Annotated in this window: 10 protein-coding genes; 5 read left to right on the forward strand and 5 right to left on the reverse strand. The window is 43.4% G+C overall.

The window, feature by feature from the left end; translation table 11 throughout:
• Positions 1 to 363: 363 nt before the first annotated feature.
• The gene (locus tag ADI76_RS09975; RefSeq protein ID WP_049516234.1) at positions 364 to 1,803 is read left to right on the forward strand and encodes a 6-phospho-beta-glucosidase; all 1,440 of its coding nucleotides are present in this window, start codon (positions 364 to 366) and stop codon (positions 1,801 to 1,803) included.
• Between the two features lie 126 nt (positions 1,804 to 1,929).
• Here the strand turns inward: ADI76_RS09975 and ADI76_RS09980 are convergent, their stop codons facing one another.
• Positions 1,930 to 2,463, reverse strand: a complete 534-nt coding sequence (locus ADI76_RS09980; protein WP_049516236.1) for a hypothetical protein — start codon at positions 2,461 to 2,463, stop codon at positions 1,930 to 1,932.
• A gap of 203 nt (positions 2,464 to 2,666) precedes the next feature.
• On the opposite strand from ADI76_RS09980, the gene ADI76_RS09985 reads away from it, so the two are divergent.
• Positions 2,667 to 3,356, forward strand: a complete 690-nt coding sequence (locus tag ADI76_RS09985) for a response regulator transcription factor (protein WP_049516289.1) — start codon at positions 2,667 to 2,669, stop codon at positions 3,354 to 3,356.
• Positions 3,356 to 4,243 (forward strand): sensor histidine kinase, encoded by an 888-nt coding sequence (locus ADI76_RS09990; protein ID WP_049516238.1) that lies wholly within the window; start codon positions 3,356 to 3,358, stop codon positions 4,241 to 4,243. The genes ADI76_RS09985 and ADI76_RS09990 overlap by 1 nt, the downstream gene beginning before the upstream one ends.
• Before the next feature lie 20 nt (positions 4,244 to 4,263).
• Here ADI76_RS09990 and ADI76_RS09995 read toward each other — a convergent pair whose 3' ends face one another.
• The 4 genes from ADI76_RS09995 to pabB form a co-directional block, all read right to left on the reverse strand.
• Positions 4,264 to 5,016, reverse strand: coding sequence for an ABC transporter permease (locus tag ADI76_RS09995; RefSeq protein ID WP_049516240.1), 753 nt, complete (start codon positions 5,014 to 5,016; stop codon positions 4,264 to 4,266).
• 54 nt (positions 5,017 to 5,070) lie between these two features.
• Positions 5,071 to 5,979: an ABC transporter ATP-binding protein gene (locus ADI76_RS10000; protein WP_049516243.1), complete on the reverse strand. Its 909-nt coding sequence runs from the start codon at positions 5,977 to 5,979 to the stop codon at positions 5,071 to 5,073.
• Positions 5,980 to 6,396: 417 nt separating this feature from the next.
• Positions 6,397 to 7,011: an alpha/beta fold hydrolase gene (locus ADI76_RS10005; RefSeq protein WP_049516244.1), complete on the reverse strand. Its 615-nt coding sequence runs from the start codon at positions 7,009 to 7,011 to the stop codon at positions 6,397 to 6,399.
• Entirely contained in the window at positions 7,011 to 8,738 is a 1,728-nt protein-coding gene (gene pabB / locus ADI76_RS10010) for an aminodeoxychorismate synthase component I (protein WP_049516245.1), read from the reverse strand. The genes ADI76_RS10005 and pabB overlap by 1 nt, the downstream gene beginning before the upstream one ends.
• Positions 8,739 to 8,857: 119 nt before the next feature.
• On the opposite strand from pabB, the gene ADI76_RS10015 reads away from it, so the two are divergent.
• Together ADI76_RS10015 and ADI76_RS10020 are read left to right on the forward strand one after the other, a co-directional pair.
• Positions 8,858 to 9,913 carry an acyltransferase family protein gene (locus ADI76_RS10015; protein WP_049516248.1) on the forward strand — a complete coding sequence of 352 codons (1,056 nt, stop codon included), beginning with the start codon at positions 8,858 to 8,860 and terminating at the stop codon, positions 9,911 to 9,913.
• Positions 9,914 to 10,214: 301 nt separating this feature from the next.
• The gene (locus tag ADI76_RS10020) at positions 10,215 to 15,614 is read left to right on the forward strand and encodes a Cna B-type domain-containing protein (RefSeq protein ID WP_049516250.1); all 5,400 of its coding nucleotides are present in this window, start codon (positions 10,215 to 10,217) and stop codon (positions 15,612 to 15,614) included.
• Positions 15,615 to 15,770: the final 156 nt, after the last annotated feature.

Below are 15,770 nucleotides of genomic sequence, written 5' to 3' on the forward strand. Positions count from 1 at the left end.
GCGAACTTCTACGAAGTTCCATGACTTAGTTTTGAACCTAAAGTTTCAAAACTCCCGAGTGCTAGAAACACGATTGTTTCTAGCACTTTTCTCACGGCGGAAAGTTTCAGTAGATGATTGAATAATTCTAACGAATATAATTTTTCTATATTTAACAGAATTTATTAGATTTAAGAAAGTCCAATATTATATTTGGCAAAAAATAATTTGTATGCATTTTAAAAGATCGGAGTCCTCCGGATTTTTTGTGTTGCATGAAAGCGATAGTTACCTTAGAATAGTATCAGTTTTTCATAGGATCTTGTAGGATTTTTTGGAAGGAGAAGGGTATAATAGAACTATCAAATCAAGCGAGGTAGAGAGATGACCGACAAACTTCAATTTCCAGATGGTTTCCTTTGGGGTGGAGCGACGGCTGCTAACCAGTGTGAGGGAGCTTATAATGAAGATGCCCGTGGCTTGGCCAATGTGGATGTGGTACCGATTGGGCCTGATCGTCATGCGATTATTACGGGTCAGAAAAAGATGTTCGACTTTGAAGAGGGCTATTTTTACCCAGCTAAAGAAGGTATTGATATGTACCATCGCTACAAGGAAGACATTGCCCTCTTTGGGGAAATGGGCTTTAAAACCTATCGCTTGTCCATTGCCTGGTCTCGGATTTTCCCGAAAGGGGATGAATTGGAGCCAAATGAAGCGGGTCTACAGTTCTATGAAGACCTCTTTAAGGAGTGCCACAAGTATGGCATTGATCCCTTGGTGACCATTACCCACTTTGACTGCCCCATGCATTTGATTACTGAGTATGGTGGCTGGCGTAGTCGCAAGATGTTGGAATGTTATGAACGTCTCTGCCGAACCCTCTTCACTCGCTATAAGGGCTTGGTCAACTACTGGCTGACCTTTAATGAAATCAATATGATCCTTCATGCGCCTTTTATGGGAGCGGGGCTCTGCTTTGAAGAAGGGGAGAATGAAGAGCAAGTCAAATACCAGGCAGCTCACCATGAGTTGGTCGCTTCAGCCATTGCCACCAAGCTAGCCCATGAGATTGATCCGAACAACAAGGTCGGCTGTATGTTGGCAGCAGGACCAAACTATCCTCATACCTGTGCTCCGCGAGATGTCTGGGCTGGTCTAGAAGAAGACCGCAAGAACTATTGCTTCATCGATGTGCAGGCGCGTGGGGAATACCCAAACTATGCTAAGAAAGAGTGGGAGCGTCAGGGAATCACGGTTGAGATGACCGAGCAGGACCTGCAATTATTGAAAGAGCATACGGTGGACTTTATTTCCTTCTCCTACTATGCTAGTCGGGTCGCTTCAGGTGATCCAGCTGAAAGGGAGAAAACAGCGGGCAATATCTTTGCCTCTCTGAAGAACCCCTACCTAGAAAGCTCGGAATGGGGTTGGCAAATTGACCCTCTTGGTCTCCGCATTACCCTCAATACTATCTGGGATCGTTATCAAAAGCCCATGTTTATCGTGGAAAATGGATTAGGGGCAGTTGATACACCAAATGAAGCAGGGGAGATTGAGGATGATTACCGGATTGACTACCTGGCGGCCCATGTCAAGGCCATGCGAGATGCCATTAACGAAGATGGTGTTGTCCTCTGGGGCTATACGACTTGGGGCTGTATTGACCTGGTCTCTGCCGGGACTGGAGAAATGAAGAAGCGCTACGGCTTTATCTATGTCGATCGGGACAATGAAGGAAAAGGAACTTTAGCCCGCTCACGTAAGAAATCCTTCTATTGGTACAAAGAAGTCATTGAGACCAATGGGGCTTCTGTTAAATAAAAGTCTCCCCTAGAGCTAAACCATCTTCTGGATGACTCACTGGCAGCAAACTAAAAAGCTTAGAATTCCAACCACAAGTTGGGGTCCTAAGCTTTTTGTATGTAGTTAAGGCAAGTCGTCACTGATTTACTGGTCGTAGTCTAAGACATTGTTTTCGATGACAAACTTAGATTCAGCGGAAATGCTGGCTTCTCCTAGTTGCAACTGCGAACTCCCGTCTGGATTCATGATGTGCCACTGACCGTCCTTGTGGGCAAAGATAGCCTGAAATGTGACGTTATCACTCTTGTGTCGAATAGGTAGAACAAATGCTTGATCAGTATTCTCTAAGAGAATCTCTTCTTTTTTTTCAAAGTTATAGATATAAAATTGCCCAGTTCTTTGTCCCAAACCATGAAGTTCATCGACTTTTTGCCAATTCTCAAACTTATTCCGAACAAGAGATTCATTATAAATCTTTTTGAAGGTTTCGTTCCGTTTCTTCGTTTCTTCCTCGTCTAGTGTTTTCTGAAACTCTGCAACCTTTTTAGTCGTTTGAATGGTTTGTCTGTTTTGCTCCCTGATTTGCTGGCGGTGGATGACTCGCATCATTCTTGCAGCAACACCCAGGATGACGAGGATGGATACAAGGCTGATTTTAGTTTTAGCATTATTTTTCATAAACTGGTCTCCCTATTGTGTCATTGGTCCTATTATACCTTTTGAAAGAAAGGATCGTCAAGTTCATCTTGTGATGACCTAACATGCAGATTTGCAGGGGGACTATAGGATTTTATCAGATTTTCATTGACGAAGGTCCCTTTATTTGATAGGCTAGAGGAATAGAAATGATTTGGAGTTCAAAGGAAAAAGGAGTGAGGCAAGTGGCACGAGTTTTATTAATCGAGGATAATAATGATATCCAAGAAATTTTATACAGTCTCTTAAGTGAAGACCATGAGGTCCTTCAGGCTTTTTCAGGTACAGAAGGGCTCCGGCTCTTCCAGCAAGAAAGCATTGATTTGGTCCTTCTCGATATCATGCTTCCAGGGAAAAATGGCGATCAGGTCCTGGAGGAGATCCGTTTGCAGGGTCAGGTGCCGGTCATCATGATGACCGCTCTTGGAGACAAACACCTCATTAGCCAGTATCTCCTTGCAGGTGCCAATGATTATATCGTCAAGCCCTTTAATCTGGACGAAGTGGCAGCTCGGGTAACGGTACAGCTGAGAAATAACAACACTCCGGCACAGGAAACTCCATCATCGAAAAAGCTGACCTTTAAAAATCTGGTCCTGAATCCAGAAACCTTTGAACTGGAATCTGGCGAACAGACGCTTCGCTTGGGCAAAAAAGAATTTCAAATATTTGAAACCTTGCTGGCGCATCCAAAGAAGATTTTCACCAAAGAAGAATTGTATGAAGCGGTCTGGGAAGAAGTTTATCTGCCTGGAGACAATACGCTCAATGCCCAGTTGAGCAACCTCCGAAAGAAAATTGCTCAGCTCGATCCTAATGAGGACTATATTGAAACCGTCTGGGGCTTGGGAGTTCGCTTGAAAGGAGACAAGTAATGTGGGGATTGGTTCTAGTTCTAGTTGTCCTTGTCCTTCTCTTTGGACTGGGTTACCTTCGCCTACTCTCTGCTCTCAAAGATTTGCAGGAGCAGATTCAACAGAAGCTCCAAAATGGGAGTGGGGTACGGTTGACCTCTCAGGTCTCAAAAAAAGAATTGGTCGCCTTGACCAAGCAGGTCAGTGATCTCTTTGATCAGATCGAGCGGACCAATCGGATTGCCTTTCAAGAGAAAAAGACCTTGGATATGGCCATTAGTAATATTGCCCACGATATCCGGACGCCTTTGACCATTGCATCGGGCTATACCCAACAAATCATCAAGGGTGGGACGCAGGAAGAGGAAAAGCTGAAGAAAATTGCTTCCAATCTTCAAGTCGTCTCAAAACGATTGGAATCTCTCTTGGAGTACAGACGCTTGATGGAGGGAGCCATCCAGCCTCGGCTTTCAGACGTCAATCTCAGCCAAGTGCTAACCCAGCAGTTATTCCAGTATTATGATAGCTTGTCTGAGGCGGGGATTGCCTTAGAGGTAGAGTTAGAAGAGCATCTCCATTATGCTACCGATCCTGAGCTTTGGGATCGCCTCTTGCAAAATATGCTCAGCAATGTCCTCAAGCATGGGAAGGAGCAGGCACGTTTGACCCTGATGTCGGACACGGACACGATTCGGGTCGAGCTGCGCAATATTGTGCAACAACCGATTCAGCATTTAGACCAACTGGCTAGTCGATTCTACTCAGAAAATCTATCGGATACAGAAGAGTCTTCTGGCTTGGGTCTCTACATCATTCAGAATTTTGTAGAGATCTTAGGGGGAGACTTGCAACTGGCAACGGAGGCAGACTGGTTTATCTTAACCATTACATTAAAAAATAAGGCTTGAGCAGTGCTCAAGCCTTTTTGTTATAAATCTTTGTGTTTAAATGTAGCTAGTCCTAGGAAGCCGAAAACAAGGATGAAGCCAAGAGCGATCGAGAGGGTGTTGTTTGTTGCTGTCGTACTTTGGACCATGGAATATTGGAATTCCAAGTTTAGATAGTGGAGAAGATCAATGTCTTTAAAGAAGAGCGCAGGAAGGCTTAAGAAGATATTTCCAATGAAGTAGCCAACGAAGGCCAAGGTGATGGATTGGCTGGCATAAAGGAGGAAGGAAATGATGCTGACCCAAGCTAGAGTGGAGAGGAACTGAATCAGCACGGTTAGTCCAAAATGAGCAAGGAAGTGCTCAGGCATGGTCCCGATTCCATTGTAGAAGGTCGCGAGCAAGAAGACAAGACCATAAGAAACAAGGAATTGGAAGAGAGCAATGGTCAGGACAACTGCACTTTTGGCAAAGTAGTAGCTGGTACGCGAAACGCCGTAGGCCAGACTGTTCTTGTATAAGTTTTGTGTTAAGTCTGTTCCCAGGACCAAGGTGATGACAATAATGGTAAAGAGAATGGTCACACTGATGCTGGCGGAGTAGTTGGTCAAGGCTTTAAAGCCCGTCCAAACTTCTGTCGCTTGGGGTAATTTGGATTCCGTATTGACACCGACGTGACCGGTAGCGCCAAAAATGACTCCAGACAGGATGTTGAGAACGAGAATGGCTTCTGTAATCCAAAAACCTTTGGAGCGAAAAAGTCTATAAAAATCTGCTTGAATGGTATGCAACATGATAAATCTCCTAAATGAAATGTGTGGGATAAGTAATACAAGACGGTGGGTTGACTAGTCTACCAAGTCCGTAAAGAATTTCTCCAGATCTTGGCGGGCATAGTAGATTTCGTCCACATCAATATCTGCTTGAACGAGAGCTTTGACAATGACTTTAATATCGTGAGTTTGTCCGAAAATATGGATTTCTCCATCCTTATCGATGACTTTGATACGGTGATGGAGTTGATCTTGAATCAGTTGACTCGCAAGGGCTAGTTGGCTGGTCTTGAGGATGATGTAGTCTTCGCCTTGCTCCTCGAATTCAGCCTTGCTAATTTCTTTGATTAGGCGTCCTTGGTCGACAATGCCAAAACGATTGGCAACCAGATAGAGTTCAGAGAGGATGTGACTGGAAATGAGGATGGTCATGCCGAGTTCATCATTGAGGCGCTTGATCATCTGACGGAACTCCTTGATTCCGACCGGATCAAGGCCATTGATGGGTTCATCTAGAATGAGGAAGTCGGGCTTGGCAATGAGCGCGATGGCAATTCCCAACCGTTGTTTCATCCCCAGTGAAAAATCACGGAATTTCTTCTTACCAGTATTATTCAGGCCAACATAATTCAAGGTTTCTTTGATGACCTGGTCGGGATTTGGGATATGGCGAGCCTTGCAATAGTAGACTAAGTTTTGGTAGGCGGTCATATGCTTGTGAGCCACGGGGCTTTCAATGACGGATCCGACCCGTTTCAGGGCTTGAGTCCACTGGGAGCGATTTGAAGAAGAAAAGAGGGAGACGCTTCCGTCAGTTTCTTGAATCAGCTGGGTGATGACCTTGATGAGGGTGGTTTTCCCTGCCCCGTTCTTACCGATCAGGCCGTAGACATCACCTTTGCGAATGCTCAGATTCACATCATTTAAGGCGTATTGTTGACCGAACTTTTTACTCAAATGGGAAATTTCTAATACTTTTTCCATGGTTTTCTCCTTCGTCCAAATGACTAGTTGTTTTCTTTACACTCTTAGTATACAGCTTGCTTTTCAAATAACTATCAAGTAATTCTCAAATATTTCTAAAAAAACGACTAACCTTTTAAAAGTTAGTCGTTACTTGTAGTTTTAAGTTTTCTAGAGGCTTTCCTTAAGTGAGGACGGACGTCAGCGAACTTCGAAGAAGTTCCATGACTTAGTTTTGAACCTAAAGTTTCAAAACTCCCGAGTCCTTGAAATATCACTATTTCAAGGACTTTTCTCACGGTGGGAAGCCTCAAGGTATTCATGAGTAACTTTAGAAAATAAACATTTCTTTAAATTTCTTGATTTTTTAAGTTATGTAACATGAAAAATACTTTATCTACATTGAGAGGAACTGTTTTTTAAGTTAGCCTCTTCATTTTAAAACCCAGCTACAAACTCCTTGATGGCTTGCGCGAGTTCATAGGGTTTCTCTGTATTGAGTAGATGGCCTCCGTCTGCGATTTCTTGATAGTGACCTTTGGGAAGGAGTTTTGCCAACTTCTTAGAAGAAGACTGATTGGCCCAATCTCTGCTACCGCAAACTACTAAGGTAGGAAGAGGGCAAGTTTTGGCGGTATCAGTTAAATTGAGTCCTTTTAATTCGGTCAAGATTTGAAGCATCTGTTGTTTATTGGCATCTTGCTTTTCAAAGACATGCTTGGGAAGCAGACGAAAGAGGAGGATCTGGAGCCTGTAGAGGGGATTGGTGGTGAGCTTGTATTGTGTTCCTGCAAGGACCAATCCCTTGAGTTGTGGAAAGTCTTGGCTGGAGAGATCAAGTGCAAGGACACCACCTAGTGAGAGGCCTACCAGAATAAAGGGTTCACTCTCTTGCTGGAGGCGCTCCATCAGCCTTGCTTTGACCTCCTGATAGCTTTCGCTTGGATGAGAGAAAATATCAAAAGTTTTGGAGTGCATGGGTGAAAGGGCATATTGGACTCCTTGCCAAGAGAGGACATCCTGCCCTAGTCCATGTAAAAAAATCAGTTTCATTAGGAATCCTTTCTTTGAAAATCGAGTTCGTAGAGACCACGAAGAGCATTGCAGGCATAGACTCTGTCAGCAAGTTCTAAATCGTTCAGCGTCAAGAGTTTTTCTTCCACCTGCTGGGTCTCAAGAAGATGGCGCCGGTAGATGCCATCTAATAATGGGAGATGAGCTGGTGGGGTATAGAGCTTGCCTTTGATTTCAAGGACAAGATTGCCAATGGTCGTTTCTAACAAACTGCCATCAGGCAGATAGAAGATCTGCTCGTGATGTTTAGTAGCTAAATGATTTCGCTGACTCGTTTTGAAATAAGTAAATGGCGTCGCTAAATCAAGCTTCTGCTCTGTCAGTTGGGCCTGTAGATAGCTAGCTGGCAAGTCTGTTAGCTCGGTGATCGTCAGCTGGAAGCTTCCGTTTTTCTGCAAGGCAATGCGACAACGGTAGTCAAGGCTAGGATCTACATGAGCGAGTTGTTCTTGAAGGTCGTTCAGGAGTTTTGGCTCATTATAAGGATAGGCAAAGTAGCGGCTGGCTTCTCTCAAACGGGTCAGGTGTTGCTCTAGGAAAGTCAGCTCTCCTTGATGGATGAGACCGGTCGTCAGGAGCTCAAATCGAGGCTCTTGTCGGTAGAGGACAGCCGATTTTTGTTTGGTTTCCTGGTATTCGCCTTCCCATTTACTATCCCAAGTAATGCCACCACCAACACCATAGATAGCTTTGCTGCCTTGCATTTGAAGGGTCCGGATGGCCACATTAAAAATCCGTTTCCCTCTTGGAAGAAGGATGCCAATCGTTCCGCAGTAGACTCCACGAGGAGCAATCTCTGTCTTTTGGATGATTTCCATAGTAGAAATCTTTGGTGCGCCTGTGATCGATCCACAAGGGAAGAGGGCTTGGAAGGTTTGGACCAGATCGACTTCGGGTCGCAAGCGGCTTTCAATGGTCGACGTCATCTGCCAAACGGTGGAGTACTGCTCGACTTGGCAGAGGCGGGTCACCTGCTCACTTCCAATTTCCGAAATCCGATTCATGTCATTGCGGAGGAGATCCACAATCATCATGTTTTCTGCTCGATTTTTGGGATCCGCTTCTAGCCAGGCTGCCTCTTTGAGATCCGCTTGGTTGGTGAGCCCACGGCGTGTCGTTCCCTTCATAGGGCGCGTGGTCAATAGACGATCTTCTTGTTCAAAAAAGAGCTCAGGACTGATGGAGAGGATGGAGACATCATCGTGCTGGATGAAGGCATTGTAATGGGCCTTCTGCTCCACCACTAGTCGGTTGTAGATGGCCAAAGGATCCGCCTCTAGCTCTTGAGAAAGCTGGACGGTGTAGTTGACTTGGTAGGTGTCTCCCTGGCGGATGTGGTGATGTATGGTCTTGATCGCTTCTTGGTAGGCAGGAGCCTCTACCTCTTCCTTCCAATTGGCTGGAAGATTCACAGCTTCATAGTCCTCTGGAAAAGGAAGAGTTTCGACCTCCTCGTGGATAGTAAAATAGAGGAGATACTCTCCCATGAGGGGTGCAGGATGGACAGCTAATTTTTTCTCAAAAGCAGGAGCAGCCTCATAGCTGACATAGCCAACGGCATAAAAACCAGCCTCCTGATAGGCTTCTACCTCTCTTAGAAGAGTCTCTACCTGGTCGATGTCTCTGGTTTTTAATTCCTTTATGGGCTTGGTGAAAAGATGTCTCAATCCAAGTTCTTTAAAATCAATAATCGTTTGTTTATGCATGCTTTGAGTATATCAAAAATAGAGAAAAAAAGGTAGATCAGGTTCTAAAGATTCCTTGTCCAGGCCTCTCTTTCATGCTAAAATAACCTTAGAATCTGCATTTTGCAAGGAGTAGGAACATGCAAAAGAATTCCCTCTACAATACTTCTAGTATTAGTCTCTTTCAATACCTTTTTGCGATTGCAGTGATTTTGGTGCACAGTGGTCGCTTAACTTCTTATGAGCCGGTGCATTTTGGTCTCAAGAGCATCCTTGGACGGCTAGCGGTGCCATTTTTTATCATCTGTGCTAGCTTTTTTCTTAAGCAATCCCTAAAGGATGCAAGGAAAATGAAAGCCTATCTGGTCAAAATCGTTAAAAACTATGTATTTTGGAGTTGTGTCTATCTTCCATATGCCTGGATCTTTTTTTCTAGTCTCCAACTCCCTGTCTATCTCTTTCCAGCAGGAATCTTGATTGCTCTGGTCTATCTGGGGATGTGTTACCAACTCTGGTATATCCCAGCCTTTTTACTAGGCTGGTTTTTGGTCAATCAACTGGTCAAACGCTTGGGCATGGTTTGGGCAGGGGGGATCACCTTGCTCCTCTATTGCTGGGGCTTGATCGAGACCTATTCGGCTTATCTGGATACCACGAGTCTTCTAAAAGGCTACCAGCTCTATAGCAACCTATTTTTCACAGCGCGAAATGGTCTCTTCTATACGCCTATTTTTATCTTTATGGGTTATTATCTGTATGATCATTTTGATTCACCAAGCTTTAGGGTTCACCGTTGGCAAAAAGTAGCTCTTGCCTTTGGACTCTTCTGTTTAGAAGGCATGATCATCTTTAGAAATGAAGGAATCGATAAGAACTTTTTCTTTCTCCTTCCTTTTGTGACCGTTTATTTTGTCAATGCCTGCCTGCGATCGTCTTTTCTAAAAACCTATGATCTACAGTATTTAAAACAGATGAGTATGGCCCTTTACTTTTCCCATCCGATCTTTATCGAGTTGGCGCGCTATGGCTTTAGGACTCTCCCTCTTTCTTATCCAGACAGAGGCAAGCTGATTTTTGTGGTGGCCTTGTTTAGCAGCCATCTCTTTGGAGTGGCCATGCTGTTGGTACGAGATAGAAGGGAAAAACAAAAGATTCCTTCAAATGGTGAAGAGTTAGATGAAATAACCAACCAATAGTAGGGTGTACAAACCTCAAACAGTTGTGTTTGAGGTTTTTTGTATGGACAAATTAAGGGGGATAAGGATTGTTAGGCCTGCCCCACTTCATTTATAGATGTTTCATTTGATTGCCCTTGAATAGCAAGATGGGGAAATCATTACCAGATAGTGACTTATAATATAGACATTAGCGCAAACAATGTCTATATTATTAAATATTTATTATTTAATTTGAAAAGCAATAGATATTCTAAAAAATAATTGATAAAATTAAAAGGAGGGCCTTTTTGGAAGGCTAACAAAAGTAAGGAGATAAAACATGAAAAAGCTTAGTTCATTATGGAAAACATTTTTGAAAAAAGGTTTTGCCATTTTAACGATTCTCATGATGCTAGGCCAGATTGGTCAAGGGGCTGTAACTGCCTATGCCAACCAGCTAGCAGTTGGAGATAACGGAGCCTTAGATGTTACCCTCTTGTATGGGGACAAACAAGACCATCCAGGTGGCATGTCCTATTTTACAGGGGATACCATGTCTGGCTATATCCAGATTACCCCTAAAAATTTGACAACCGACATTAACGATGTCGCGATTACTTTGAAAGTACCAGGCAAGTACCTCAGAGAAGTCAGCATTCCAGACTTTAATAGTGCCTCAGAGCATGATAAACCAACGGTAACAAAGGTTGGTGATGATTATCAAGTCACCCTTCACTTTAGCAATTACCAAAAATCAGAAGTGTTGACCTTGCCTTTTATCGGGAGGTTTACAATCGGGTATCCACCGACGAATTACTCGCTAGATATCACAGGAACATTGAACATCAATGGGCAAGAAACAGCGCTCAATGATATCATTTGGAAGCCTAAGTACAACGATTATCGTTTCACCAAGTACATCAACCAAAACTTGAACGAAGCCATGTCTAAGGACTATGCGGAAGCAATGCCAGGTATTGTCAAAGGTGCGGATGGAAAGAACTATATTGAAACACCAACTTCTGTCCCATTTGCCTTCCAATTGGACGGAATGCGTGGTCAATACGGTGGTCAATACCGTCAGTTAGAATCAGCAACGATCACTGATAAGTTACCAACCTATACAGATAAGAGTGGGCAGACTCGCACAGCTGTTCTTGATACAACCAAGTCTGAAGGCTGGGTAGACAATGGAGATGGTACCGTTACGAAGACTTTCAAGGCGGATGCAAGCAACAATCCAGCAGCTTATCACCAAGAATTTATGACCAAAATCAAGGATACTAGTTACCTCTACTTGAAATTCCCTGATTTGGTCTTAGAAAAAGACCAAACCCTCAAGGACGTCCTTAGCAAGGATTTGACCAATACTGGTAGCATCGTAGGAATTCCTGCCAACCGTGGAGAGGGAGAACCAGATATTACAGCGGAAGATTCCCTTATTTTCCGTTTGACTTCACGTGACCTTGAAGGGGCTGGAAGCTTTGCCAAACGGGCGGATGGGGATGTTTATGACTCAACCGAATACAAGTCTGCTAATTATAAATGGTACCTAAATTTCGCCAACAATACCCCTTCACCGCAGAAGAATTTTGTCTTTTACGATGAGACTGTGGACCCTCGCTTGAAGTTTACCAGGATCGATTATAGTCGCCTGATGGAAGGAAACTATGGGATTGGGAAACAAATCCATACCATTGTCAAACGAATTATCTTGACCATGGAGGATGGTAGCACCAAAGAAATCCAGTCAGAAGCAGATAAAGATGGAAACGGTCTAATTGATTTGACCAAGTATGGAACGGTTGTCGGCTGGCGGATGGAAATGAAGGATGATTTTGTCCTTCCATCTGGTCAAGGAATTCGCCTCAATACCTATACAAGCTTTAAGGATCCAGAAAAGACTCGTTACGATGAAAACGATGCGACCAAAAATGTCTACAAGAATACAGGCCGTGTGACTTATAAAACACAGTCAAACGTTGCCAAAGATCAGTCAGCAGATTGGAGCTTTAAGCTGATTCCTATGAAGGAAAGCTTTGAAATTGCAAAAACGACTGATTACAATGATGTTCGCTATACTGATGGACAAAATATTCGTTTTGGTTTGATGGCAACCAAAGTAGTTTTAGATCCTGATAAGAATTATGGAGACCTACGGATTATTGATCTTTATGATCCGAATACCCTTAAAGTCGATTTTAAAGATTTTGAGAGAAACCTTGCCTCTAGTGAAAAAGGTATGAAATTCCTTAAGAGCTACGAGGTCATTGAAAATTACCACAATTCAGGTCGAACCGCTATTGTGATGCATTTGGACCAAAAAGAGTTTATTAAAGCTTCTCTTATGGATCTTAATCGTGTGCGTTTACCGTTTATCGTAGCCGATTTAAAAGGAAAAGATGACGGTGGAATCTTCACCAATAAAGTATATGTGGCAGGAGACGGAATCCACGATCTTGAAAATGCCAACCCTGATCGAGTTACCGAAGATGTCTATGACTTAAACGGGAATGGATCAACAACCGATAAGATTCCTTATGCTCAATCAAATTATACGATTGTCGCAGCAGAAGGGATCTATGCTCGCAAATACATTGCTAAAAATGATGATCTATCCGATGCATCTACTGTTACTCGTACCTTCAAACCTGGTGAAACCTTTAACTACAAGATCACCATTAAAAACAATACAGACAAGCCAGTCGAAGACGGAGTTGTTTACGATGCTCTACCAAAAGTACACGATGTCAATACCCTAGATGGGTCAAATCGTTTGACGGAATATACGGTTAGTCTTCGTGGACCTATAGCTGCCCCTGAAGGTTGGACAGTCTACTACACGACAGATCCTAGTGTCACAAGTGACACCATGGAGCAGGCTGCAGATAAGGATATCTGGACGACAGCTGTAGCAGATTACAGTCAAGTGACGGGTATCAAGTTTGTGGCTGATAAAGGAACGACGATCCCAGCCCGTAGTGAAGCAAACTTTGGTGTCCCAGTTGTTAACCCAACTGAGTTGACAAACGACGTCAAAGACTTGATGCAAAAACGTACCAAAGATAATGAAGACAACGGTGGACGTTCCGGTGTAGTCCAAGCCCATAACCAATTTGGATACAAGGCTAAAGGCCACGAAGGAAACCGTGAGTCCAATACCGTAACAGCACAAATCTTCTCAGCAGCTTTCCAAGTCAAGAAAGTCGATAAGGACAATCCGAAGAAAGTCCTTGAAGGTGCTACATTCACCTTAACAGATGCAAATGGAGCTGTTGTTGCGACGGCAACTTCTGATAAGAATGGAGAACTTTCCTTTAACACCTTAACAGAAGGAAACTATACGCTCAAAGAAACCAAAGCACCTGCAAATTACAAGTTGGATGAAACAGATCATGCAGTGGTTGTGACCTATGATGCAGACAAGCAAATCTACCACGTCACGGTGGATGGAAAAGCTGTCGGCTCAAAAGCTCTTCCTCTAGAAATCGCGAATGAAGCAGATATCAAGTATATAGATCTTGAAGCTTCAAAAGTTTGGGATGACCAAGACAACCAAGAAGGGCTTCGCCCATCAAATGTGGAATTCCAACTCTATAAGAACGGAAAAGCGCAAGGAAAACCAGTCACGGTCTCCGCTGCAACGGACTGGAAAGCTCACTTTTCGAACCTTCCAGATAAAGACAGCAATGGCAAGCTCAATACCTATACGGTCAAAGAAGTGAAAGTACCGACTCATTATACGGTTGATACAGAAGAAGCCAGCTTTACAGATGGAAAAGCAACCATCACCAATAAACGCACTCCTGAGACCACGACAGTTACCGTCAAGAAAGTCTGGGATGATGCCGATAACCAAGACGGTCTTCGACCTACAACTATCAAAGTTCACCTCTTAGCCAATGGAAAAGAAGTGCAATCAATCGATCTTGCTGGTCAAGGAAATGAATGGAACTATACCTTCACAGACCTCCCCGTCTATAAAGATGGTCAAAAAGTTGTCTACACAGTGACTGAGGATAAAGTGGACAATTACACCACTAAGATTGATGGAACAACGATCACCAATAGCTACAAACCTGGTAAGACAAGCCTCACCGTTACCAAAAACTGGGAAGATGCCAATAACCAAGATGGCCTCCGTCCAAAAACGATTAAGGTTCAATTGTATGCTGGGGATGAAAAAGTTGGTCAATCTGTTGAATTGTCAGCAGATAACAAATGGACCCATACCTTCTCAAACCTAGACGAGAAGAAAGCTGGCCAAGTTATCAACTATACCGTCAAAGAAATCGATGTCCCAGAAGGCTACACCCAAGCCGTCGAAGCAACGAATCCAGGCCAAGTAGTCGTGACCAATACGCACGCTCCAGAAAAGACCAAAGTAGAAGTGAGCAAGAAGTGGGAAGATGCTGATAACCAAGATGGTCTACGCCCAGCCAACATTCAAGTTCAATTGTACAAAGATGGCGTTCCTACTGACCAAGTATTAGAACTTTCTGCAGCGAATGATTGGAAAGGTGCATTTGAAAACCTTGATGCCAAGGCAACTGGAAAAGCCGTTACTTATACGGTTAAAGAAGTAGCTGTCCCAGATGGTTACAAAGTGACGGTAAATGATAAGGACAAGGCGAATGTTGTCTTGACAAACACGCATGAACCAGCTCTTACAGAGATGAAAGTCACTAAGAAGTGGGATGATGCCAATGACCAAGATGGCCTCCGTCCAAAATCCATTAAGGTTCAACTCTATGCTGGTGATGAAAAAGTAGGAGATCCAGTTGAATTGTCAGCGGACAATAAGTGGACCCACACCTTCAGCAAGTTGCCTGAAAAGAAAGCTGGCCAAGCCATTAGCTATCGTGTGGAAGAAGTGGCTGTTCCTGAAGACTACCAAGTAACTGCTGATACCTCTGATCCTGCTCACACGATCTTGACCAATACGCATACGCCAGCGGTGATCGATATTCCAGTGACCAAGATTTGGAATGACCAAGACAATCAAGATGGTCTTCGCCCAGCAAGTATCGTGGTAAATCTTCTAGCCAATGGTGAAAAAGTTGCCCAAAAAGAACTCACCAATGCGACAGATTGGAAAGAGAACTTTACAGGTCTTCCAAAATTCAAGGATGGTAAAGAAATCGTCTATACAATTCAAGAAGAGAAAGTAGCTGAATATACAACTGCGATCGATCAAGCTGCTTATACCATTACCAACACCCATGCACCTGGTAAGACAAGCATCACTGTTACCAAGAAGTGGGATGATGAGAATGACAAGGATGGTCTTCGTCCGAAGAACATTCACGTTCAGCTCTATGCTAATGATCAAAGAGTTGGCCAAGAAATAGAATTATCAGCTGAAAACAAGTGGACCCATACCTTTGCAGATTTGGATGAAAAAGCAAATGGAAACACAATCACTTATACAGTGAGAGAAGTCAGTGTTCCAAAGGGCTATGAAGCTCGTAATGACGAGGATGGTAAAGGAAATGTGGTGATTACAAACAAGCATGTTCCAAAAGAAACTCCGAAACAACCAACTCCGCCAAGTTCATCTGAACCAAAGAAACCGGGTCAACCCGAACCTAAAAAACCAAGCCAACCAGAGCCGAAGAAACCAGGTAAAATCTTAGGATTCTTACCAAATACGGGTACGACGATCTCTATCATTAGTCTTGTCTTAGCCTTTGTCTTGGCAAGTATCGCTGTTTATATTTTGAAGAAAAAGAAAAAATAAGCTAGTCTAAAATGAAGCAAACACCAGAAATGGTGTTTGTTTTTGTTCTTCTGGCCTTAAATGATTGGATGATGGGGGGACAACCCTTTCAATTAGGGTTAGGGGAGTAGTTGAAACCCATTTTCCGAACATTTTCAAGAAAATTTTAAAAAATCC

Source organism: Streptococcus parasanguinis (assembly GCF_001074805.1).
In the GTDB taxonomy this organism is placed as follows: domain Bacteria; phylum Bacillota; class Bacilli; order Lactobacillales; family Streptococcaceae; genus Streptococcus; species Streptococcus parasanguinis_A.